Consider the following 24,883-nt stretch of genomic DNA (forward strand, 5'->3'; position numbering starts at 1 on the left):
AAACAAGCCTTTCCGCTTCTTTGTATGTATAGTCATAATTGAAGTAGGGAGGCTTTTTTATGTGCAAATTTGAGTTGTTTAAGGATAATAAATGTGCGTCATTGCTTATAGAGAATGAGAGCTATGAAGGAATAAAGATGATAGGGGAGACTGTGGCAGATGATATTGAAGCTGTGACGGATGTTCGCCCCTTTATCATAAATGAAGAGTATGTTGCTGCGGATGGGAAAGCAGTAGTAAAAAGTGCAGAAGAATGTATTGTTATTGCTGCAACAATAGGTAAGAGCAATATTTTGGACAAATTATCCGTGGGTAGAAGAATAAAGCTTGATGATATTAAGGGAAAGCGAGAGGTATATAAGATCACTTGCGTGGATAACCCCTTTCCTGAAAATGATGCTGTAAAGAAGGCTCTTGTTATTGCAGGAAGTGACAAGAGGGGAACAATCTACGGAATGTTCAGATTATCAGGTATGTGCGGGGTATCACCCCTTGTATATTTTGGAGATGTTTCACCTTTAAAAAAGTATGAGATAGTTATTGATATTCCGGAGGAAATTGTATCAAAGGAGCCATCGGTAGAATACAGAGGATTTTTCATTAATGATGAGTGGCCGGCCTTTGGAAACTGGGCTACCGAAAAATTCGGGGATATTAATTCAAAAGCTTATCGCAAGATTTTTGAACTCCTTCTCAGACTTAATGGTAACTATATGTGGCCCGCCATGTGGAATTCATCCTTTTCTCAGGACGGCCCCGGGCTATTGAATGCAGAGCTTGCAGATAAGCTTGGAGTAATAATGGGACTATCACATCATGAGCCTATGTGCAGGTCTGGTGTGGAATGGCAGAGACAGTATAAAAATTACAGTGACGACAATACCTGGAGCTTTTTGTCCAACACAGAGGGGATTACAAAATTCTGGGAGGACGGTGTAAACAGAAACAAGGCCTTTGAAAACGTGATAACCATAGGAATGCGTGGAGAGGCTGATTCTAAGCTTATGCCTGAGGATGCAACATTAAAAGACAATATTGATGTAGTGAAAAAGGCAATAAAGGTTCAGGATGAGCTTATAAAAAAGAATGTAAATGCTGATATTGATAAGGTGCCGAGAATGCTTGCAATCTACAAGGAGGTAGAGGATTACTACTATGGAGACGAGAGCACGGAGGGACTTAAGGACTGGGATGAACTTGATAATGTAATCTTTTTGTTAAGCGATGATAACCACGGTCATGTACGAGCTCTTCCTACTGAAGAGACCAGAAATCATAGGGGCGGGTTTGGTATGTATTACCATTTTGACTACCATGGAGCACCTGTCAGCTATGAATGGGTAAACTGCAACAGACTCACCAAAACATGGGAGCAGATGAGCCTTGCTTATGAGTCAGGTGTAAGGAAGATGTGGATAGTAAACGTGGGCGACCTTAAGCTGAACGAGTATCCTCTTTGCTTTTTCATGGATCTTGCCTATGACTATGATAAATATGGCGAGAAGGCCAAAAACAAGACTGCAGAGTATGCCGGCCTATGGATAGAGAGACAGTTCCCAGGAGCAACACCTATTCAGAAAAAGGATATTGCAAAGGTGATAGAGGGCTATACAAGATATAATGCACAGAGAACTCCTGAGACTATGAATGAGGATATTTATAATCCCGTGGATATGATGGAAGGAGATAAGGTCTGGGAGGATGCAAAAAATATACTTGATACAGCAGAGAGATTAAATAAAGAGCTTAAGGATGAAGCTCTTACAGCTTATAGGAGCATGATATACTATCCGGCAGCAGCCAGTCTTAACATAGTTTTGATGTGTGTGGAAGCAGGAATGAATAAGGAGCTTGCAAGAAGAGGCTGTGTATATGCCAATCATTTTGCGCAGTCTGTGCAAAGAAGGATATCCCGTGATATTTGCCTCGTTGATGAATTCCATAGCTTTAACGGGGGTAAATGGAACCATATGATGAGTTCGGCCCATGTGGGATTCAGGTCATGGGACGCATATGACTGGACTTATCCTACGGTTTGCATGGTTAGTCCTCTGCACGATGCAAAGCCCGTGATCTCCTTCAGGGGAGAAAAAATTGTTAATCTGGGAGAACACTGGCAGGGACCGCCTGCCCCTATCAGCTATGGATTTACAAGGCCAGGTACAAATGAGGTTCTCCTTGACCTTGATACCAGAGGAGATGTGGGATACTCCTATGAGATAGTTTTTGACACTGACTGGCTTGTATGCAAAGAAACTAAGGGAAAAGTTATAGTAGATGATAACTTCACGGATGCCAGAAAAACGGTTCATTTTGGTATAAAAAAAGAACTGATTGCAGGGAAAACAAGTACTAAAGCTACAGTCAAACTAAGCTTTGACGATGGCAGTCATAACGAGATAGAAGTCATATTTATGGCTGATAGCTGTATTGAAGAAACCGGGGATATTATATTTATTGGTGCTGAGAATTATGTTAAGAAAAAGGCAGCAGGAAGCTCAGACTTCGAAGCTATAGACTATCTTGGGAAAAGTGGTAAGCCGGCAGTAAAGGTATTTCCATCTATATCAAATTATGATGAGGAAGAGATAAAAAGCGGAAATGTTCCCAGCATAAGCTACAATGTATATTCAGAAGATGGCGGAGCATATGACCTTGATTTTCACCTTGTAATGACCAATCCTATTGTAAGAGGAGGGAGACTTAAGTTCGGTTATAGCGTAAATGATGGAGATATAAAAATTGAATATGGTACAGGTGAAGGGTACTTTACGGATTTTCCCTGCAGGGAGTGGTGTGAAGCAGTTCTTGACCATGAACATATAGCTCATGCAAAGATAGAGCTCAAGAAGGGCATTAATACCATTTCATTGTACGCAGGTGATGCCGGAGCTGTTTTTGACAAGCTTGTTGTTTACAAAGATGGCGTAAAACTGCCAAAGACCTACCTTTAAATACAGGCTTAATTATATAGGTGTTGACATGTGTCAGCACCTATAATATTATACTAAGTGTACTAGATGAGATAGTACACTACAAACAGGAGGAAATTATGCTGATCGAAATTGATTTTAGAGACAAGCGACCCCTGTATGAGCAGATAGCAGGGAAACTGGAGGAACTGATACTCTGCGGCGTAATAGGACAGGGTGAAGCGCTGCCTTCAGTGAGATCATTGGCGATGGATCTGTCAATTAATCCAAACACTATTCAGAAAGCCTATGATGCCCTTGAGCAGAAGGGTATGTGCTATTCGGTGGCAGGAAGAGGAAGATTTGCAGCTTCTGCAGATGAAGTTTTGCCTGCCAGAAAAAAGGAAATACTGGAAGAACTCTCAGGCATTATTGATAAGGCAGTTAAAGTGGGGTTCACCAAAAAGGAAATCACTTCTTTTGTCAGTGAAAAATTCGGATAATGTTTTTTGCTGCGAATATATTGGAAGTGATAAAAGCTTATATTTAGGGGAATGAGAAAAGTGAAGGAGGATGAAGATGATAAAGGCAAATAATTTGTCTAAGAAATTTGATGACATTCAGGCTATTGCCGGTATAGATCTGACCATAGAAGATGGACAGGTTTTTGGACTTGTCGGAACAAATGGTGCCGGGAAGAGCACCTTTTTGAGATTGGCTGCGGGTATCTTGCAGCCGGATACAGGAACCGTAACTGTTGATGGGAGACCTGTGTATGAGAACCCTGATGTAAAAAGGGAGATTTTCTATATATCTGATGATACAGCTTTTTTCTCTAATACAACTCCAAAGGAGATGGCTGTGTTTTATAACAATGTCTATGATAGTTTTAACATGGATAGATTTGAGTACCTTATGAAAAACTTTGGCCTTAATAAGAACAGGAAAATAAAGACTTTTTCAAAGGGAATGAAAAAGCAGTTATCAATAATTCTTGGGATTGCAGCAAATACAAGATATCTATACTGTGATGAAACCTTTGACGGACTTGATCCTGTAATGCGTCAGGCGGTTAAGAGTCTGTTCATAGGTGATATGTCTTCAAGAAAATTCACTCCTGTCATTGCATCTCATAACCTTAGAGAACTGGAGGATATATGCGATACAGTTGGACTATTGCATAAAGGCGGAATACTCTTATCCAAAAATCTGGATGATGCAAAAACAGATATACATAAGATTCAGTGCGTTTTCAGAGATGAGATGAGTAAAAAGAGGATAGAAGATTTGTTGAATGTTCTTGTTTCAGATAGCAGAGGAAAGCTTGTAACCATGACCATTCGAGGTCAGGAGGAGGAGATAAGTGATGCACTTAGGGCAGAAAGTCCGATTTTCATGGAAATACTGCCGCTGTCTCTTGAAGAGATATTTATAAGTGAAACGGGGGTACAGGGATATGACATCAAAAAGATTATTTGTTAATTTACTAAAAGAGAACTCAAAAAGACGTCTTTGGACAATTGCATTATCTATTGCTGCAAACTTTTTCTCTCAGATAGTATATGCGTTGCTCATGTTTGGACATTACAACTTAAGACTTGAGAGTAAGCAGACGAATATAGGCGATATACAGATACACTTTTATAATAATATTGCCGGAATGGGGAATGTAGCGGTTATACTGACAATATTGGCTCTTTCATTTATTCTTGCACTTCAGAGCTACTATTACCTTTTTGATTCAAAACAGACTGATCTCTATTATTCACTGCCTGTGAAAAGGGAAAAGTTATTCGATGCTAACAATATAAGCGGAATTCTTATTTTTGCTGTGCCGTATGTTATTTGCCATTTAATAACGGTTATCATGGGCATCTCAAGAGGATATGTAGCAGTAAATTCAATATTCTTATATTTTGCTTCAGCTATAGTGATGATAGTTATATTTATCATGTGCTATGAGATATGCACACTTGCTGCGGTACTTACAGGGCATGTGGTTGTTGCTGCTCTTGGCTGTGCAGTATTCTTTTTTGCAGGTTCTGTTGTAATAAGTCTTTATAACTTATATATGGCAACGTTTATATCAAGTTTTTATACAGAGAAAGCGCTTTTTGAAGTGCTCTTATATGGAGACGGATCGCCGATAAAACTGTTTATGGATACCATAGCAAAGTTTCAGGGTGATGCAGAGCATGAGATTGCATTCTATACTTTTGATGCTGCAAAAGGGATGCTCTTTATAATTGTTCTTACTGTTCTTTCTTTTGCTGTTGCAAGATTTCTTGTAAAGAGAAGACCTGCGGAAGCAGCAGGTAAGGCAATGGCGTTTTACATTACAAAGCCTGTCTTTAAAATATTTATCACAGTAGTTGGAGCGCTCGGGGCCGGTATAATGATGTATTTCGTTAGCAGCACCAGAAGCCTTGGAATCTTTGCATTCGGAATCATATGTGGTGCTGTTCTGATACATTTTGTAATTGAGACTATTTATGAATTTGATTTCAAGGCATCGCTCAAAAACTATGGGACCCTTATTGCAAGTGCTGTAATAAGCAGCTTGATATTTGTGGGATTTGTATTTGATATTTTCGGATATGAGACCTGGCAGCCTATGCCATCCCGTGTAGAGAGCGTAGCGATAGCAGATAGCATTGTTTACGAAGGTCTGATAGCTCCTTATGAGAAGGTAACTCATGATGGTGGATATTATGACTCTACTATAAATGCTGGAAGATATGCTCTTGCTAACATGAAGCTTACTGATTTGGATAAAGTGGAAAAAATAACGAGACTTGGAGCAATAAATGCCAGAGAAGCACATAAGGATGCTATCAGAAATAATTTGTTTTCGCCTGACTATTTAAACTATGATTACAGAGAGTATCAGGAAGGAGAGAGTCCAAATTATGTATTTATAAGCGTTCAATGGAACCTCAAAAATGGCAAAAAGGTCAGACGACAATACAAGATAGACATTGGCGATGAGGAGCTTTTTGCAGCGTATAAAGATTTATATAACAGCGAAGAGTACAAGGAGGGAAAGTTCCCTGTATTTGGAATAAAAGCAGGAGAGATCAATTCTTTTAACGGGGAGACCATGTTAAATGATTTTTCAGTGAAAGTAAGTGACAAGGAGATGGATGAGTTCTTGAAAATCTATGGGGAAGAGCTTAAAAATCAATCCTTTGATGACCTCAGAAAAGAAAATCCTTCTATACTTTTGTATGGTGCAAATGAGAAGGGAGACGGAAAGTATCATTCATCAAATAAGTACAATTTTTATATATTCCCTTCGTTTACAAAGACAATAGCGTTCTTAAATGCTCATAATGTGCCTGCATCCTGGTGGGATGGAAACGAGAATGTTGACAACCTTAGGGTTATAGTGGATGACTGGGACTATGAAACGGATGAGCCTTCACACTCTGAATGGAGCAGCAATGATAAAGCAGAGATTCAAGAGGTAATCAATAACGTTATTCCGCAGGATCTGTATGATGTAAATGGCATTGAGTCTTTTGATGTGGAAAAGGCAGCAGGCTATGTAGGGATTAACCTTGAATTTAACAGAGGTTCATCACAATATTCAAATTATATGATATTGTCAAAAAGCGATAATCTTCCGGATAAGCTTAAGACAATATGCTTTAGTGATGACAGTAACACAGATGCTTCAGCTAACAGCGAATACGGCTGGGTAAAATGTGTTTCCAATGGCTGAATAGTTAAAACATAAGTGTAAAGCTCCATATATCTCAATAGGATATATGGAGCTTTTTGTATATAAAAAATGTATAAACTTTGCTAATATTCCGTAAACTTGGCACTTTTTATCGATAAATCAGATACAATAATAGTGTTATGGATGAACTATACAATTATGTTGTTAATAAAATAGATGAAGCTATAGAAAAAGGCTGGATTGAAGTGTTTTTTCAGCCTGTTGTTCGCGCCCTCACAGAGGAACTATGCGGATTAGAGGCTCTTGCAAGATGGAATGACCCGTACTGGGGCATGCTGGCTCCTTTCAAATTTGTCAAACCGCTTGAAGACAAAGATCTCATTTACAAACTGGACTGCTATGTTGTTAAGGCTGTATGCAGAATCCTGGATAACAACTTAAAAAAATCTCAACCCGTAATACCTGTATCAATCAATTTTTCGAGGCTGGATTTTTTGAAATGCGATATGTTTGAAATTGTGGAGACTGAGGTTGCTAAATATGATATTCCAAGAGACTATATCCACATTGAGATCACGGAAAGTATCTTCGTTGCGGACGAAGGATTTCTCTCAGATGTTATTAGAAAATTCAGAGCTAAGGGTTATGAGATTTGGATGGATGATTTCGGAAGCGGTTATTCATCCTTGAATCTGCTTAAGGACTATGACTTCGACATGTTGAAGATGGACATGAATTTCCTTACTTCATTTACCGAAAAGTCCAAAGCTATAATGCGATCAACCATTACAATGGCAAAGGATATCGGAATCAAAACTCTTGCGGAGGGTGTAGAGACTGCCGAACAGCTGGAATTTCTGAAAAGCATAGGATGTGAGAGAATACAGGGATACTATTATGGCAGGCCGGAGAGAATGGATGATTTACTGGCCCAGGTCAGAGAAAAGGGAATCGCCATAGAAAAACGACAATGGAGACATTTCTATGATGTAGCCGGGCTTCATGTGAGAGACGTGGATATTCCGCTTGAAATCATTGAAGATGATGGTAAGGACTTCCATACGCTTTTCATGAACAGAGCTTATATGGAGCAGATTCTGCATACCTATGAATGTGATTATGCTGAAATTGACAGAAGGATTTACCACACAGGCTCACCTCTGATTGAAAAATACAGGGAGTTTGCGAATGTAATAGAAAACAGCTCAAATATTGAGACCTTCTATTATACGGATAATGGCAATTATCTGAGGTTCAGAGCTAAGTGTCTGGCATCACATGAAGGACACCATATTATAAAAGGTTCGATTATTAATATTTCCATGGACCAGAACATAAATGAGCGTGAAATGCTTGACGGAAAGCTCCGGGAGCTGAACCTTCTTTTTGATGTGGTTGATCTGATAAATATTGGAAATAACGTAATAGCCCCGCTTCTTGGACGCTTTAAATATATCACAAATGAGTCATACGTATATTCTGACCTTAGAAATGCAGTAAAAGTGCTGGCAAAGGAGAGTATATATCCTTCAGAGGTACCTGATTTCATAGAGTATATGAATTTTGACACTTTGCGTACACGAATAGAAAAATGCAAGAAAGGATATGTGGAGAAGGTATTCAGGATTAAGCAGCCGGGCGGAGCTTACAAACGCAAAAATATAATAGTTATGATGGTTCCCGGTACAGGCGGAAATGAATATCTTGTCTGCTATAAATCGATACCTGAGGAAATATCAAGAGTTCTGGATGGACTTACCGCTTCTGCAAGATCCCTTGTTGATAAGTATCTTGCTGATAGCGGAGCAATCACATATTCAGAGATTTGGGAAAATATGATATGGGGATCTGCCATCAAGTTCTTCTGGAAAGATAAGGACAGGAGATTTCTTGGAGCAAGTCAGTCGTTCCTTGATTTTTACGGATTTAAATCCCTTGATGATATTCTTGGGAAAAATGATGAGGATATGGGATGGCATGTGAGTGAAGACCCATATAAAAATGATGAGATTCGGGTACTGACCAAGGGTGAACGAATAATTGATGCTTCAGGACAGTGCATAGTGGAAGGGGTTGTACACGATATCAGATGCCAAAAGATGCCTATTTATCGAAATGGTGAGATTGTAGGACTTGTAGGTTTCTTTGAGGACAAGGATGAAGAACTGTACAGACTTGAGAATTTTGCGATTCCTTCAAATATTGATCCGATTACAAGACTTATGAATGCAAGGGCGATAATGATCTGCCTGTTGGATTATGCGGAACAGTATGTAGATAAGAATAGAAGCTACGGAGTGATCCTTATTCGTAATGAAAAATACTCCAGGATACTGGAAACCTATGGCAAGGATGTTGCGGAGAAATTCCTTCAGACGATGAGTAAGCACATCACATCTGTCACCAGTCAGACCTGCGCGGTTGGAAGACTCAAGGAGAGCTATTTTGTGATACTCACATTCATCAAGACAAGGGAAGCATTAGAGTATTTTGCGAATAATATCAAGGAATCTGTTGAAAAAATAACAGAGAGTGAAGGAAATAGTATCACTGTGAGAATAAAAACTGCTTTTGCACTCAGAACCGATGAGGGAATATCAGATGAAAACATTTTTCAAACGGTTCTGGAAGAAGTGGAGAAGGAGTAAAAAATAATATAATCAGGAGGTGTTAAGAATGTCAGGAACAACAGTCGAAAGAAAGCAGGTCAAGCATATCAGTGGTCAGCTGCTATTGCTAATTCTGCCAATGATTGCTGTAGCAATAGCAATAGTTACAGTATTTATAGCAATTAGGGCAAGGACAGTAATAGTTGACGAAGCTTCTAACGGTCTGTATGAAGAGGCAAGGGCCAATGCAGCGGATCTTGCTGAAACAATGAATGGCATTAAGAATTATTACAATGGTCTTGGGGACACTATTGAGACCATAGCCAATGTGGATGAAGCAGCTATTAAGGCAGCGCTGATTCCCGGAATGAAGGCCTATCCCAATGAGGTAATAGATGTTTATATAGCATTGGGGAAAGATACATTTGTGGATGGTGGCGACTGGGTGCCGGATGCAGATTATGACCCCACTACCAGAGAGTGGTATCAGACCGGCTCAGCATCCCGAACAATAGCGCTCGGTGCTCCTTCGGTTGATATGACGACTGGAGAAATGGTTGTTTGCGGATCAAGATCAATTAATCTTACAGATGGAAGAAACGGTGTTATGTCCACTGATATTGTTCTTAAAGGTGTTTCTGAAAAATCCAGCGCATTTAAACCTTTAAAGACAGGATCAACTATGCTTTTTGATGGATCGATAATGGTGGGATCTCCTGCTGCTGATCAGATAGGTAAAGATGTAAGCGAATATCCAAGCGATGGATTTATCCAGGAAGTTGCAGGAATAGTCAAGTCAGGCGGCACTACCGAGATTAAGCATATAAAGGGAACGGATGGAAAGGTTTATTACGTATCCTTCAATCAGGTTGATGGGACAAATTGGATTCTCGTTTCCTTCGTAGCTGAAGGCGATATCTTAGCACCCCTGTATAATTTTATTTTGATCAGTGCGATTCTTGCGGCAATAATGATACTCATTATGGCTGTAGTAATGCTTCAGGCCATCAATGCACTTATTACAAAACCTGTAAGTGCACTTACAAATAATATCACCAGAATAGCAAGCGGCGACTTCACTGTAAATATCAAGAAGGGCAAAGACAATGACAACGAAATCGGCGTAATGAACAATAATATGTTTGAATACGTTCAGCAGATGAGAGATACACTTACTGAACTAAGAAATGTAACTAATCAGCTTGCAGGTGAAGCTACGAATTCCAAAAACGCTTCCAGTGATCTTAATATTCAGGCTGATGAACAGTCCAAGGCTATGCAGCAGATCCAGGGCGCAATGGATGACATGGCAGATGCTGTTACGGAACTCGCAAACCAGGCTACAACTCTTGCGCAGGAGGTTAGCAACCTTACAGATAAGAGTAATCATACAAGAGAAACCATGGACAGTCTTGTTACAAAGGCAAGGGATGGACAGAGAGATATGGAGGCTGTACAGACCGGTATGAGTGGCATTGCAGAATCCATGGAAGATATGAACAGAGTAGTTGGAGATGTTGGAGAATCAGCTGACAAGATTAATTCCATAATCGAGATCATCAACTCCATAGCATCTCAGACAAACCTTTTGTCACTCAATGCTTCTATTGAAGCGGCCAGAGCAGGAGATGCAGGAAAAGGCTTTGCAGTAGTAGCTACTGAGATTGGTCAGCTTGCCAATAACAGTGCTGAGTCTACAACTCAGATTGCTGCAATTATCAAGGATATAACTGCACAGATTAAGGAATTGTCAGATAAATCACAGGCTAACATGAATGAGATAAATGCAAACATGGATGCTGTTAATACCGCAGGCGCAACCTTCGAGGAAATCTTTAAGAGCCTTGATGAGACCAGTGATATTGTGGGTGAGATGATTGCCAAGGTTGGAAGCGTTGATGAGATTGCTACCTCAATGGCAGCAATTTCTGAGGAGCAGTCAGCAAGTACACAGGAGGTCAGTGCAACTGCTACGCATCTTACATCCAGTGCTGAGATGGTTGCTGAGAATTCCAAGGGCGTTGATACCAGTGCAACGGCTGTATCGGATTCATCTGACAAAATTGAGAACCTTATCAGTGGGTTCAAGGTTTGATACCGGCTCGAATATAACTTGCTATGAGATGCGCCTTCCCTCTGTATTTGTAATGCGGAGGGAAGGTTTTTCTTGTTTACATCATATAAAAAGTGTGACAAATTTTTATATATAATCACATCAACATATATATTTACAAAATATACAGAAAATGTTATTGTATTAATTAACTATGGTTATTCTGCCCTGAGTGGCAGAATGGTTCAGGAAGGATCCTAAGTGTGTCATCATTCTGCAGATGGCATGCCGAGCAGCTTATTAATGGTGGGGACCGGAGAGGAGCTGCGGCGCGAAAATGGATTTATCCTTATTCATGGAGGAAGAAAGGAGCGCACATATGATAGGAGGCATAGGAAGTAACAGTTATACCAATGATTATTCCTATGGCAAGATCGCCAGTGGAAACAAGCTTCAAAGAGCTGCTGACGGACCGGCCGAGCTGGCTATAAGTCAGAAGCTTGAAAAAGAGCAGAGAACCGCGGATGTCCGTATCAGAAACGGCAGAGATAACATTGGCCAGATGAATATTCAGGACGGTGTTCTCGATGGCGTAACGGACTACTTGCAGAGCATGCGTGAGAACGCTGTTTATGCCCAGAATGGTACCTTGTCTGACAGCGAGAGAGGAGATATTGCAAGTGCAAACTCTCAGCTTATGAAGGGCATCGGACAGGGACTTACTTCATCTCAGATGAAGTCGCTTGGACTTGACAATATTGATGTAAATGACATCGAGTCAATTGACAGTGCACTTAAGAATGTAAGTGAGGCAAGAGGCGGCGTTGGTGCGGTAACAAACGGTCTTGAGCACAACGTAAGCTATAATTCAATAGCAAGAGAAAATCTCCTTAGTGCAGAGAGCAGCATAGCTGACACTGATATAGCTGAGGAGATCACAGAACTCAGAAAGAATCAGACCCTTGATGCATATCGTCTTCAGATGCAGAAAAAACAGCTGGATGATGAGGCTCAAAAGAGCAATATGAATATCATGCTTTGATACAAAGGTGTTAATTACTTAATGCCGGGAAAATTTTCTGAGGATACAATTTCATATTTATCTGTTACATACAGAACATAAGTATCAGGGATGGAATTAATAAGTTCCATCCCTTTTTCTGTGCCAAGCATGTAGGAAATGGTGGAAAGAGCATCACCGTCTGCGGATGATTCTGAGACAATGGTAGCGCTGAAAATATTGTTTTCAACAGGCATTCCGTTTTTCGCGTTCAGGATATGGTGATAGATTTGGCCATCCTTTTCGAAAAATCTGTCGTATATACCGGATGTGACCACAGAGCAATCCTCCAATGAGAGTTTTACAATCGGATCGTTGGAATCGCCAAAGGGCCTTTGTACGCCGGTGGTATAGAATGTGGTAGTTCCGTTTTCTGATGGCTTGGAGCCAATTAACAATACATTTCCGCCAAGATTGATTATGCCGCTTTTTGCACCCTTTGAAATATAGAGCTCTTTTAATTTATCGGCAATATAACCCTTTGCAATGCCACCAAGGTCTATGCGGGAATCTTTATCAGAGAGTTGTACGTAGTACTTTTCATTTTTTTCTGACAAAATAACCTTCCTATAATCGACATGGGACAGAGCTTCCTGAAGAGAGGAGCTATCAGGAACAGCCTTATCCGTATCTGCATGGAAATTCCAAAGGTCGGTAACCGTTCCTATGGTGGGATCAAAGGCACCGTCTGAAAGCTCCGCATAGTACAGAGCTTTCTGCATAAGCCTGTAAGTGTCAACATCTACCTCAACCTGAGCCCCTCCGGAGTGATTGATATTCCAGATATCTCCGCCTTCTTTGGTAGTAGAAAAAAGAAGGTCATATCGGGCACAGGCCTTTTGACATTCATCAAGAAATTCGCTGCAGCTTTTTTCAGCATCTGAGTACCTTGTAAAAAAAGATGAGTCAGATGATGTGAAATCCTTATAATATGCCGTAAAGGTCACGACTGTGTCGAAGAAAAAGCCCACCTGCTCCATGGATTTATTATCTGTCTGCATACCGCAGGAGGTGAGAAAAACGTAAATAGACATAAATACTGACATAAGTAATACCCGCAGTAATTTGCGGGTATTTTTTATTTTTGTAATACTGATATTGGAAAAAAATGAATGCATGTATTTATTGTTCCTTTTGCCGGAGTATTATGCTTCCTTAGCCATATCTTTATCCTTTAAACTGGCAGAGGAGAGCTTCATTATTTTGGGTGATATGCGTATTTTTGTATAAATACTCGCATATTCGGATGCAGACAGATCCTCTATATAGTTTTGCATATAGTTTTTATCAATCCCGTTTTTCTTTAGAATGTCAGCAGCCTTGTTATAGGCTATGGCAGCCTCGGCCTCGGTGTTGTATTTTCCTATAACAAAGTTCCCATTTACGTGGATTACGGCCTTATATTTCTGAAAACCGCGTTCCGCATACTGCCGTACACCATGGTATCGGTTTAAAACTTCTATGTTTTCGTAACGAAGGTCATTTGAATTGCCGTTGGCAAAGCGGTAATCCCGCCCTTCAACAGCGTAGCTTCTGATACCGTATCTGCTGAGTATACTTATCTGCGAGCCGTAATCAGCAACGAAAAGATGTGAACCTCGTTTCATTATCTTGTGAGAAGAATAGTAGAACAGATCATCTATATCGAAGATGAGTGTGTGATGCTGCGACAGATAATAGAAAAAATATTTCTTCTCAAGGTAAATTGGCGTAGGAATGTAAAGCCCCTTATCACGGAAATTAACAAGGACTACGCATTTCTCGAAAGGAAGAGACTGGCCTTTCCTGTAGGATGATAGCTCATAGGAATTGTCAGTCAGGATTTTTTGCGCCAGTAAATAGGCCTTACCTGCAGTTGTGGCATCAGAAAAAGAACCAAGTGCTATATGCTTCCCCTTAAATGTTATTGACGCTCTGAAGGACTTTGTCCCGTCCTTTAAACAAGTTTCATACACCCCCGCAACTTTACCGTTCATTTTAAGTTTACCCCCATAAGCTTAAATCTGGCAGTTACTAAGTATCATATGTAAAAACTGTATTTATATTCACTTTTGTGGTATACTTTTTACTCAAAGTATAAATTTTTCATAAGAAAAATATCTAAGACTCATGTATGAAGAGTCATCTTTTATTACTTTTATTTTATCATAATTAATAAAGAAAGAACAAGAAAATGGAGGAGCCAGGCAACATGAACGTTATGTATTCTAGTACCAGAGGAGATAAGCAGAAGGTAACTGCATCACAGGCAATACTGCAGGGACTTGCATCAGACGGAGGACTTTTTGTTCCGGACAACATTCCGAAGCTTGATAAAAGTCTATCTGAACTCAAGGAGATGGATTATCGCGAGACTGCTTATCAGGTTATGAAGCTTTTACTTACGGATTTTACAGAGGAAGAGCTTCGTTATTGTATTGATCATGCTTATGACTCCAAGTTTGATACACCGGAGATGGCTCCTTTGACTGAGGCGGACGGAGCTTTCTACTTAGAGCTTTATCACGGAAAAACAATAGCATTTAAGGATATGGCTCTTTCAATTCTGCCTTATCTAATGACAACTGCGGCTAAGAAAAACCAGATCAAAAATGAGATCGTAATTCTTACAGCAACAAGCGGAGATACAGGAAAAGCTGCACTTGCCGGCTTTGCTGATGTTCCGGGAACAAGGATTATCGTATTTTATCCCAAGGACGGAGTATCTCCTATCCAGAAACAGCAGATGGTCACACAGGAAGGTGATAACACCTGCGTAATCGGAATCGATGGTAATTTCGATGATGCTCAGACAGGCGTTAAGAAGATATTTACAGATCCTGAGTTTGCAAAGGAGCTTGATGCCAAGGGCTTCCAGTTCTCTTCAGCTAATTCTATCAACATAGGAAGACTTGTTCCGCAGATTGTATATTACGTTTATGCTTACACCCGTCTTCTCAAGGAGGGCAGAATAGCTGACAAAGATGAGATAAACGTCGTAGTTCCAACAGGTAACTTTGGTAATATTCTTGCTGCTTATTATGCAGGAAAAATGGGTCTTCCCATCAAAACTTTCATCTGTGCTTCAAATTCAAACAAGGTTTTATATGATTTCTTTAAGACAGGTGAGTACGACAGAAACCGTGATTTTATTCTTACCACATCACCGTCAATGGATATTCTAATCTCATCTAACCTTGAGAGGCTTATATATCATATAGCAGGTGATGATGCTGAGAAGGATGCTTCTTACATGAAGGAACTGACTGAGAAGGGCAAATATGAGATAAGCGATTCCATGAAGGCAGCACTTGAATGCTTCCGCGGCGGATATGCCACAGAGGAAGAGACAGCAGCAGCTATCAGAGAGCTCTTTGAAAAGACAGGATATCTTATTGATACTCACACTGCTGTGGCTTCCAGTGTGTATAATAAATATGTGAAGGAGACAGGGGATAAGACAGTTACTGTTATTGCTTCAACTGCAAGCCCATACAAGTTCACAAGAAGCGTTATGCAGGCTCTTGGAAAGGACGAGGAAGGACTTGATGATTTCCAGCTTGCAGATAAGCTTTCAGAGGTATCAGGGGTGGAGATTCCCGAAGCAGTAACTTCAATAAGAAATGCAGCTGTAAGACACAATAAGATTGTCGGAAAAGATGGCCTCGCAGACGCTGTAAGGGAGTTCCTTAAGTAAAATACTTAGCGAGGTTCTTTCGAGCTTAGTATTTTACTTAGTTCTGGCGAGGGCAACGCCCGAGAGCAGAACTACAATGTTTTACTTAGCGAGGCAAAATAATAAAAATAAATACAGGAGGTAGTATGGGAAACAAAGATAACGAGAGAAACATTTACTCAGATAATACACCGGAATTAGTAGATCTCGCGAAGGTTGTTGAGGGCGCAGACAGAATAGATCCGGATCTTTTTTCAAAATATGATGTAAAAAGAGGTCTTCGAGACTTAAATGGTAAGGGTGTTCTGACGGGCCTTACCAATATCTCCACAATTAATGCAACTAAGGAAGTAAATGGGGAAAGAATTCCTGCAGACGGAGAGCTTTTTTACCGCGGAGTAAACGTAAGGGACATTGTCCACGGAACTGCCAGCACCTCAAAGTTTGGCTTTGAGGAGGCAGCATATCTGTTGCTTTTTGGAAAGCTTCCTACCATGGAAGAGCTGCGAGGCTTTACGGAGCTTCTTGGCTTTTACAGATCTCTTCCCACAGGCTTTGTAAGAGATATCATTATGAAGGCACCAAGTAAGGATATGATGAATACACTTTCAAGAAGTGTGCTTACATTGTATTCATATGATAATCACGCTGATGACGTTTCAATGCCCAATGTTTTGAGACAGAGTCTTCAGATGATAAGTCTTTTCCCGCTACTTGCAATATACGGTTATCAGGCTTATAACCATTATCATGAGGGCAACAGTCTTTTCATTCATCCTCCCAAGGCAGAGCTGTCTACGGCAGAGCATATTCTGTATCTGCTTAGACCTGACAGTAAATATACTGAGCTGGAGGCCAGACTTCTTGATATCTGCCTCATATTGCACATGGAGCATGGCGGCGGTAACAACTCATCATTTACCACACATGTTGTAAGTTCGTCCATGACTGATACTTATTCTGTAATTGCAGCTGCCATAGGATCACTCAAAGGGCCGCGTCACGGTGGCGCCAACATCAAGGTGATCCATATGTTTGATCAGATGGAGAAAGAGCTCAAGGACTGGACTTGTGAGGAAGAGGTAAAGGAATATCTTAAAAAGCTTCTGCATAAGGAAGCGTTTGACAAGGCAGGTCTGATATATGGTGTGGGACACGCTATTTATTCTAAATCAGATCCAAGAGCTGTACTTCTTAAGGAGTACACTGTTAAGCTTGCCAAGGAAAAGGGAATGGAAAAAGAACTTGCTCTTTATGAGCTTGTAGAACGTCTTGCGCCTGAGGTTATCAGCAATGAGCGTAAGATGTACAAGGGCGTAAGCATAAATGTCGATTTCTATTCAGGATTTGTATATAAAATGCTTGAGCTTCCGGAGGAACTCTTTACTCCGATGTTCGCCATAGCGCGTATCGTTGGATGGAGTGCTCATAGAATGGAAGAGCTGGCAAATAACAGTAAGATCATTCGACCTGCGTACATGGCCGTGAGCGGTACTCATGATTATGTGCCTATGGATGAAAGATAGATAATTAAATGAAGAACCCTGACTTTTTTTATAAAGACGTCGCAGTATCATTGTTCGCATGGACAGGATACATTTGCATATAGGGCTCTTTGGGAGGATTTTTTAATGAACAAAGTAATACAGGACAGACTTTCTGCCCTTAGAGAAAAGATGGCTTTCTATGGCATAGATTATTATCTTATGCCAACATCTGATTATCACAACTCAGAGTATTCTGCGGACTTTTTTAAGGCCAGAGAATACTTCTGCGGATTTACGGGATCCAACGGAACACTTGTAGTGTCCAAGGATTTTGCCGGGATGTGGACTGACGGAAGATACTTCATACAGGCTGAGCGTGAGATGAAAGGAACAGGTGTCACTCTTTTTAAGATGGGTGAGGAGGGCGTTCCCACAATTGCTGAATATCTTTTTGATAATATGACAAACGGCCAGGTGCTTGGCTTTGATGGTAAAGTTGTTCCTGCCAGAGAAGGCCTTTCTTATGAAAATAAGCTTAAGAAAAAGCAGATAAAGATTAAATTTGATAAAGATCTGGCAGGTGAGGTATGGACTGACAGACCGGCTCTTCCGTGCAATCCCATCTATGTTCTTTCAGATGAGCTTTGCGGAAAAACCTTTGCAGAGAAGCTTGCTGATGTAAGAGCAGTGATGGAAAAAGAAAAAGCAAATGCGTATCTTCTCTGCAAGCTTGATGATATTTGCTGGCTCACTAATTTAAGGGGCAATGATGTTGAATGCAATCCTGTTATTCTAAGCTACCTCTTTATTACTCCCAGGACTGTGAGCATGTTTGTTCAGTTTGAAGAGTTAAACGATGAGGTTCGTGCATATTGTGAAAAAAATGGCATAGATCTTGTGGCTTATAACAGAATTATTTCATGGCTTGACGAGTACGAATATGAAGGTATAACTCTCTATGATGAGAGAAACGTAAGCTATTCTGTATACAGAACCATAAAGGATAACTCAGAATCAGCAGGAGCAGGCATTAAAAATATCTATGATCCTACAGAGATGATGAAGGCATGCAAGAATGAAACTGAGATCAAAAATATACGAGAGGTATATCTCAGAGATTCTGCTGCCCTTACTAAGTTTATTTACTGGGTAAAAAAAGAGGTTGCGGGTGGAACAAAATTAAATGAGTATACCGCTGCGATGCACCTTGATAAGATGCGAGCTGCTCTTCCCGGATATATTGAGCTTTCATTCCCGACAATAAGTGCATATAAGGATAATGCAGCTATGATGCATTATGAAGCTACGGAAGAGTCAAATGCAGAGCTTTCACCTGAGGGATTTCTGCTTGTGGATTCAGGCGGAACCTATATGGGAGGAACCACCGATGTAACCAGAACTATAGTACTTGGTCCTGTTACAGATGAAGAGAAAAAACACTATACTCTTACAGCAGTGGGAATGCTACAGCTTGCGGGTGCACACTTCCTTGAAGGATGCAACGGAAGAAACCTTGATATCCTGGCAAGACAGCCGCTTTGGAACATAGGAATTGACTATAAGTGCGGTACAGGTCATGGTATCGGCTACATGCTTAACGTACATGAGGGCCCTCACAGCATCAGATGGAAGTCCAGATCCTCAGAGGACGAAGCTCCACTCAAGGAAGGAATGATTGTTTCAGACGAACCCGGTGTATATATTGAAGGTAAACACGGTATAAGAATCGAGAATATTCTTGAGGTTGTAAGCGGTGAGAAAAACAGCGATGGGCAGTTTATGGAGTTTAGACATCTGACTTATGTGCCCCTTGATCGTGAGGCTATCGACAAGAAATATCTGCAGCCGAGAGAAGTTAAGGCGATAAATGAGTACCATAAGATGGTCTGCAAAAAACTTCTTCCGCTGATAGAAGAGCCTGAGATACAGGAATGGCTTAAGGAAGAAACAAAGCCTCTTTGAATATAATGATATAGGTGTCAAAAGATACTTTTAACACCCGCATCATATAATAAATCAAGAAATAAAATTACATGGAAAAGCGTGTGAAGTGTAGATTTCATGCGCTTTTCTTCATATAATATTAAGAATTTTTTAGGGAAAATCTATTGACCATATTTATTCATGAATTATAATGTAATTAAAGAACCACCAAAGAGTGGTTTATAACGAGCCTTGAGCTCGCCTGGGATGTTCGACAACTCCGGTGTAATTTGAACCTACAGTTACTTTAAACGGGACACCTAGATTGCATTTTCAAATGTCACGCCTCCGGCCCTGCACATGTGCAGACAAGCTATGGGAGAGGAAGACAGCGAAAAGGGCTGCGGTAACCCACCTGGCGTTCGCTAGGAGTCAAATAACCGGAACCGGCATTCTCGGGGGATTTTATAAACAGCCTTATTTGGCTGTTTTTTTTATTCGTTACTAATATTGTCTATACTTTTTAGTGATGATATAATAAATTAACAGACAAATAGTTACGAAATTCGGAAGAGTTCGAAAGGAGTAATGAAATGCTTGCTTCACTGATCCCGTTGTTTGATGATGAAATGAAAGTATGCGCATATTCTGTATTTGCGCAGAGAGATAATCATCTTATGAATCCCCATCTCATGGGCACCGGTTTCCTGGATAATGTTGTTAATATAGTGGGACTTGATATTGTGGAGAGTATTGGCACATCTGTACTTTCAGGTGGGAAAGAAGTGTTCGTCGAGATCACCAATATTTCTCTTTTTGCCAATATTGAAGAGCAATGTAAAGCTCCCAAGAACATTATAGTATTGCTTCTTGATACATCTGTTCTTCCTGAAGAACCATATCTCTCAAGGCTGTGGGATCTGCGCGGACAGGGATATAAGATAGCCATTCGCAAGCTGGCAGGTAATCAGTTCGAAACCTACAAGCCTATTCTTGAGATGTGCGATTACATTCTTCTTGATCACAGAAAAATCAATATACGCAGTGCAAAGATATATTTTAAGAAGTCATATCCGGACATTAAGCTCTGTGCAGTTGGCGTAGATACTAATGATGATTATGAGAGACTGACTACTGATGGCGCATATGATCTCTATGAGGGTAACTTTTTCAGAGTACCTGTTGAAGAGTCAGAAAAAAATGTAGCGCCTTTGAAGGTTACATATATTGAACTTTTGAATGTGGTTAATAATGCAGACTTTGAGCTTCAGGATGCTGCCGATGTCATAGGAAAAGACCCTGCACTTGTAATATCTCTCTTGGAAATGGTAAACCATATGACCATAAATTCAGAGATAACCTCTGTAAGACATGCTGCGGCCATGCTTGGCCAAAAGGAGCTAAAGAAATGGATCAACACAGCAGTTACTAAGGAATTGTGTTCTGACAAACCAAGTGAGATCATGCGCATTTCCATGGTAAGAGCAAAATTTGCCGAGAATCTTGCCGGTTGCTTTGGATTAAAAGGACTGGCATCGGAGCTTTTTCTTGCAGGACTGTTTTCACTTCTTGATATTATGCTTGACCAGACCATGGAGCAGTCGCTTAAGCTTGTGCATGTGTCTAAGAAGATAGAAGACGTTCTTCTTCGTAAGAAAGGTGATCTGTGGCCAATAATGCAGCTAATGTATGAATATGAGAACGCATCCTGGCAGGAAGTTTCACGACTTATGATTCTTGAAAATCTTGATATGGGAGAGATATACGCAGCTTATACAGATGCACTTAAATGGTATAGAGATCTGATTGATCCGATCAAATAATCAATATGAAATTATAAAATGTTTAGTCAGCGCATATTTATGCGCTGACTATTTTTTTTTTATAGATAATGTTGTATAATTTTTGCAGTTTAAAAGAAAGAGGAGCCTATTATGATCAAAGACTATAAGGAGATGACTAAGCAGGAGCTTGAACAAGAGCTTGCAAACTTAAGGGCTGAGTACAAGAGATTTCAGGATATGGATCTTACTCTTAATATGGCAAGAGGTAAGCCGTGCCATGAACAGCTTGATATTTCCATGGGTATGATGGATGCACTTAATTCCGAGGCGGATCTGTCCTGTGAGGATGGAACTGACTGTCGTAACTATGGTGTGCTTGATGGAATTTATGAGGCAAAGGTACTCATAGGTGCAATGATGGAGAATAAGCCGGAGAATATCATTATTTATGGCAATTCTTCACTTAATGTTATGTATGACACAGTTTCAAGAGCTTATACGCACGGTATTATGGGTAATACACCATGGTGTAAGCTGGATAAGGTTAAATTCCTTTGCCCTGTTCCCGGATATGACAGACATTTTGCCATAACTGAATACTTTGGAATAGAGATGATACCTGTTCAGATGACTCCCGAAGGTCCTGATATGGATGTTGTTGAGAAGCTTGTATCTGAAGATGAATCTATAAAAGGTATCTGGTGTGTACCTAAGTATTCCAACCCTCAGGGATATTCTTATTCAGATGAAACTGTAAGAAGATTTGCAAGACTTCGTCCTGCTGCAAGAGATTTCCGTATTTTCTGGGATAATGCATACGGAATTCATCACCTTTATGACGATGATCAGGATTATCTTATAGAGATTCTTGAGGAGTGTAAAAAGGCAGGAAGCCCTGATATGGTATATAAGTTTTCATCAACTTCCAAGATTACATTCCCCGGAAGCGGTATAGCAGCTATTGCCACATCACTTAATAACCTTGAGGAGATCAAGGCACAACTGTCACACCAGACTATCGGACACGATAAGGTTAATCAGCTTCGCCATGTCAGATTCTTTGGTGATATTGAAGGCATGAAGGCTCATATGAAAAAACATGCTGCTATTATCAGACCTAAATTTGAGACAGTACTTGAGATACTTGACAGAGATCTTGCTCCGTATAACATCGGAGAGTGGACAAGACCCAAGGGAGGATATTTTATCAGTTTTGATGCTCCCGAAGGTTGTGCCAAGGCTATTGTAGATAGGGCTAAGAAGGCAGGTGTTACTATGACAGGAGCCGGTGCTACATATCCTTACAAGAAGGATCCCAAGGACAGCAATATCAGAATTGCTCCTACATATCCTTCATTGTCAGATCTTCGTATAGCTATGGAAATATTTACTGTTTGCGTAAGACTTGTTTATGCAAATAAGCTTTTAAAGGAAATGGAAGAGAATAAATAATGAATCAGTTTCCTCCTTTCAGTAGGGAAGATATGTTAGAACGTGGCATTGATCAGCTTGATTTTGTCTATGTATGCGGCGATGCATATGTGGATCATTCAAGCTTTGGTGCTGCCATTATCACAAGAACACTTGAGGCTCACGGTTATAGCGTGGGCCTTATTTGTCAGCCGGATTTTCGTGATGAAAAGAGCATAATGGCCCTTGGAACTCCAAGACTGGGCTTTCTGGTATCCGCAGGTAATATGGACTCCATGGTAAATCATTATACGGTTGCATTAAAGAGAAGAAAGACAGACGCCTACAGCCCCGGTGGAGAGATGGGAAGAAGGCCTGACTATGCGACTATCGTTTATTGCAATCTGATAAGAAAAGTCTATAAGCATGAGCCCATCATAATAGGCGGTATAGAGGCCAGTCTTAGAAGGCTTGGACACTATGATTACTGGTCAAATAAAGTGAGAAGATCCATACTGCTTGATTCAGGTGCGGATATTATTTCTTATGGCATGGGAGAAGTAAGTATAGTTGAGATTGCGGATGCGCTTGCTTCAGGGTTGAATGTAGCTGATATCACTTTCATAAACGGAACAGTCTTTAAAACAAGAAACGAGGAAAATATTTATGATGCCATAAAGCTCCCGGCTTTTGAAGAGATAAAAAACGATAAAAAGAAGTACGCAGAGAGCTTTAGAATACAGTATAAAAATACAGATCCTTTCAATGGGAAGAGGCTCTACGAGACCTACGATAAGAGCCTTTTTGTTGTACAAAATCCACCATCCAGACCGCTGACACAGCAGGAATTTGATGATGTATATGAGCGAGAATACCTTAGAGCCTGGCATCCATCCTATGATAAGGCCGGAGGAATTCCGGCATTTGATGAGATAAAATACTCCATAACCTCAAACAGAGGATGCTTTGGCGAATGTAATTTTTGTGCCCTTACTTTTCATCAGGGGCGAATCATTCAAAGCAGAAGCCATGATTCCATAATAAGAGAGGCAAAGCTTTTTCTTCAGGAGGAGGGCTTTAAAGGATATATTCATGATGTTGGAGGCCCCACTGCCCAATTTAGAAAACCTGCCTGCAAGAAGCAGATGAAGGTTGGGGCTTGCCCTGATAAGAAGTGCCTGCATCCGGAGGTTTGTAAAAACATGGATGTTGACCATAGTGATTATCTGAGCATTCTCAAAAAATTAAGAAACCTTCCCGGGATAAAAAAAGTATTTGTGCGCTCAGGAATAAGATTCGATTATCTCCTGGCAGATAAAGATGATTCGTTCCTCAGGGAACTCTGTAAGCACCATATAAGTGGACAGCTTCGTGTGGCACCGGAGCACATATCAGATAATGTTCTTGCCAAAATGGGTAAGCCCAAGGTGAGCGTTTATGACAGGTTTATTGAGAAATTTGAAAGAGTAAACAAACAGTTGGGAATGCAGCAATATGCTGTGCCATATCTTATGTCGTCACATCCCGGAAGTACGCTTAAGGACGCAATTGCCCTGGCTGAGTATCTGTGCAAGCATAAGCTTAGTCCCGAGCAGGTGCAGGATTTTTATCCTACTCCCGGAACAGTATCAACATGTATGTATTATACGGGAATTGACCCGCTTACCATGGAGCCTGTTTATGTAGCCAAGGATCCACATGAAAAGGCTATGCAGAGAGCTCTGATTCAGTTTAGACGAATTGAAAATTATGATCTTGTAAAGGAAGCACTTTTAAGAGAACATAGAGAGGACCTCATTGGATTTGGGCCTCAGTTCCTGATACCACCGCGCAAGCCGGCAGGGAACAATACTACAGGAAAGGCTCCTTCAGGAAAGAAAGCCTCAGGAAAAAATGCTTCAGGAAAAGCTTCTTTAACAAATAGAACAATGAAACAGTCTAAGAGAAAAAAGCGGGGAAGAAAATAAAATACCCCTAAACGGAGGAGGAGCTGTCAGATGGGGAATCTGACAGCTCTGGTATGAAAAAAGTTTTGTTGGGGGAGTCAGAAGTTCTCACTTCTGATAAGTATATGATAGCGTTTATATTTGTCTAAAGTATGTCCGAAGCCTAAAAGAACAATAATGTTTATTAGGAAAGTTTTAAGTAAATATAATAAAATCATAAAGCGAGATACAATTGCAAACAATATGCAAAATATGATTGAATTGCATAATTAACTGATTTTTTTGTGACAATATTATGCTTTTTAACCCCCAGGGGGGCTTGTATGCGCTGAGATGGATGAGTATACTTATCCCTGGTA

Annotated in this window: 15 protein-coding genes and 1 other RNA gene; 14 read left to right on the forward strand and 2 right to left on the reverse strand. The window is 40.4% G+C overall.

Annotation, left to right across the window (positions count from 1 at the left end; genetic code table 11):
* Positions 1–59 precede the first annotated feature (59 nt).
* The 7 genes from ACHCNF_RS00460 (at position 60) to ACHCNF_RS00490 (ending at position 12,301) form a co-directional block, all read left to right on the forward strand.
* Positions 60–2,954 (forward strand): glycosyl hydrolase 115 family protein, encoded by a 2,895-nt coding sequence (locus ACHCNF_RS00460; RefSeq protein ID WP_408070838.1) that lies wholly within the window; start codon positions 60–62, stop codon positions 2,952–2,954.
* Positions 2,955–3,052: 98 nt separating this feature from the next.
* A complete protein-coding gene (locus tag ACHCNF_RS00465; protein ID WP_408070839.1) occupies positions 3,053–3,415 on the forward strand; it encodes a GntR family transcriptional regulator in 363 nt (120 codons plus the stop codon).
* A gap of 76 nt (positions 3,416–3,491) precedes the next feature.
* The gene (locus ACHCNF_RS00470) at positions 3,492–4,394 is read left to right on the forward strand and encodes an ABC transporter ATP-binding protein (protein ID WP_408070840.1); all 903 of its coding nucleotides are present in this window, start codon (positions 3,492–3,494) and stop codon (positions 4,392–4,394) included.
* Complete coding sequence (locus ACHCNF_RS00475) at positions 4,369–6,636, forward strand: DUF6449 domain-containing protein (RefSeq protein ID WP_408070841.1); 2,268 nt, start codon at positions 4,369–4,371, stop codon at positions 6,634–6,636. Before ACHCNF_RS00470 ends, ACHCNF_RS00475 begins: the two co-directional genes overlap by 26 nt.
* 140 nt (positions 6,637–6,776) lie before the next feature.
* Entirely contained in the window at positions 6,777–9,245 is a 2,469-nt protein-coding gene (locus ACHCNF_RS00480; RefSeq protein ID WP_408070842.1) for an EAL domain-containing protein, read from the forward strand.
* 28 nt (positions 9,246–9,273) lie between these two features.
* Entirely contained in the window at positions 9,274–11,301 is a 2,028-nt protein-coding gene (locus tag ACHCNF_RS00485) for a methyl-accepting chemotaxis protein (RefSeq protein WP_408070843.1), read from the forward strand.
* Positions 11,302–11,638: 337 nt separating this feature from the next.
* Entirely contained in the window at positions 11,639–12,301 is a 663-nt protein-coding gene (locus tag ACHCNF_RS00490) for a flagellin (RefSeq protein WP_408070844.1), read from the forward strand.
* A gap of 14 nt (positions 12,302–12,315) precedes the next feature.
* Here the strand turns inward: ACHCNF_RS00490 and ACHCNF_RS00495 are convergent, their stop codons facing one another.
* Positions 12,316–13,365 (reverse strand): FAD:protein FMN transferase, encoded by a 1,050-nt coding sequence (locus ACHCNF_RS00495; RefSeq protein WP_408070845.1) that lies wholly within the window; start codon positions 13,363–13,365, stop codon positions 12,316–12,318.
* A gap of 99 nt (positions 13,366–13,464) precedes the next feature.
* A complete protein-coding gene (locus ACHCNF_RS00500; protein WP_408070846.1) occupies positions 13,465–14,295 on the reverse strand; it encodes a hypothetical protein in 831 nt (276 codons plus the stop codon).
* 215 nt (positions 14,296–14,510) lie between these two features.
* Here ACHCNF_RS00500 and thrC point away from each other — a divergent pair, with 215 nt between their 5' ends.
* From thrC to ACHCNF_RS00535, 7 genes are all read left to right on the forward strand, one after another.
* Positions 14,511–15,995, forward strand: a complete 1,485-nt coding sequence (thrC, locus tag ACHCNF_RS00505) for a threonine synthase (protein WP_408070847.1) — start codon at positions 14,511–14,513, stop codon at positions 15,993–15,995.
* Positions 15,996–16,120: 125 nt separating this feature from the next.
* The gene (locus ACHCNF_RS00510) at positions 16,121–17,500 is read left to right on the forward strand and encodes a citrate/2-methylcitrate synthase (RefSeq protein ID WP_408070848.1); all 1,380 of its coding nucleotides are present in this window, start codon (positions 16,121–16,123) and stop codon (positions 17,498–17,500) included.
* Between the two features lie 105 nt (positions 17,501–17,605).
* A complete protein-coding gene (locus ACHCNF_RS00515) occupies positions 17,606–19,423 on the forward strand; it encodes an aminopeptidase P family protein (RefSeq protein WP_408070849.1) in 1,818 nt (605 codons plus the stop codon).
* Between the two features lie 217 nt (positions 19,424–19,640).
* Positions 19,641–19,850, forward strand: a non-coding RNA gene (ssrS, locus tag ACHCNF_RS00520) — 6S RNA.
* A 127-nt stretch (positions 19,851–19,977) separates the two neighbouring features.
* Complete coding sequence (locus ACHCNF_RS00525) at positions 19,978–21,207, forward strand: EAL and HDOD domain-containing protein (protein ID WP_408070850.1); 1,230 nt, start codon at positions 19,978–19,980, stop codon at positions 21,205–21,207.
* A 114-nt stretch (positions 21,208–21,321) separates the two neighbouring features.
* Complete coding sequence (locus ACHCNF_RS00530; RefSeq protein ID WP_408072169.1) at positions 21,322–22,620, forward strand: aspartate aminotransferase type Ic; 1,299 nt, start codon at positions 21,322–21,324, stop codon at positions 22,618–22,620.
* Complete coding sequence (locus ACHCNF_RS00535; protein WP_408070851.1) at positions 22,620–24,545, forward strand: YgiQ family radical SAM protein; 1,926 nt, start codon at positions 22,620–22,622, stop codon at positions 24,543–24,545. Before ACHCNF_RS00530 ends, ACHCNF_RS00535 begins: the two co-directional genes overlap by 1 nt.
* Positions 24,546–24,883 lie beyond the last annotated feature (338 nt).

This window comes from Butyrivibrio sp. NATIVEDY162, assembly GCF_045999815.1.
Classification (GTDB): domain Bacteria; phylum Bacillota; class Clostridia; order Lachnospirales; family Lachnospiraceae; genus Butyrivibrio.

Coding starts and splice junctions, on each gene's coding strand:
- ACHCNF_RS00460 (WP_408070838.1), top strand. CDS start 60: ATGTGCAAATTTGAGTTGTTTAAGGATAATAAATGTGCGTCATTGCTT.
- ACHCNF_RS00465 (WP_408070839.1), top strand. CDS start 3,053: ATGCTGATCGAAATTGATTTTAGAGACAAGCGACCCCTGTATGAGCAG.
- ACHCNF_RS00470 (WP_408070840.1), top strand. CDS start 3,492: ATGATAAAGGCAAATAATTTGTCTAAGAAATTTGATGACATTCAGGCT.
- ACHCNF_RS00475 (WP_408070841.1), top strand. CDS start 4,369: ATGACATCAAAAAGATTATTTGTTAATTTACTAAAAGAGAACTCAAAA.
- ACHCNF_RS00480 (WP_408070842.1), top strand. CDS start 6,777: ATGGATGAACTATACAATTATGTTGTTAATAAAATAGATGAAGCTATA.
- ACHCNF_RS00485 (WP_408070843.1), top strand. CDS start 9,274: ATGTCAGGAACAACAGTCGAAAGAAAGCAGGTCAAGCATATCAGTGGT.
- ACHCNF_RS00490 (WP_408070844.1), top strand. CDS start 11,639: ATGATAGGAGGCATAGGAAGTAACAGTTATACCAATGATTATTCCTAT.
- ACHCNF_RS00495 (WP_408070845.1), bottom strand. CDS start 13,365: ATGTCAGTATTTATGTCTATTTACGTTTTTCTCACCTCCTGCGGTATG.
- ACHCNF_RS00500 (WP_408070846.1), bottom strand. CDS start 14,295: ATGAACGGTAAAGTTGCGGGGGTGTATGAAACTTGTTTAAAGGACGGG.
- thrC (WP_408070847.1), top strand. CDS start 14,511: ATGAACGTTATGTATTCTAGTACCAGAGGAGATAAGCAGAAGGTAACT.
- ACHCNF_RS00510 (WP_408070848.1), top strand. CDS start 16,121: ATGGGAAACAAAGATAACGAGAGAAACATTTACTCAGATAATACACCG.
- ACHCNF_RS00515 (WP_408070849.1), top strand. CDS start 17,606: ATGAACAAAGTAATACAGGACAGACTTTCTGCCCTTAGAGAAAAGATG.
- ACHCNF_RS00525 (WP_408070850.1), top strand. CDS start 19,978: ATGCTTGCTTCACTGATCCCGTTGTTTGATGATGAAATGAAAGTATGC.
- ACHCNF_RS00535 (WP_408070851.1), top strand. CDS start 22,620: ATGAATCAGTTTCCTCCTTTCAGTAGGGAAGATATGTTAGAACGTGGC.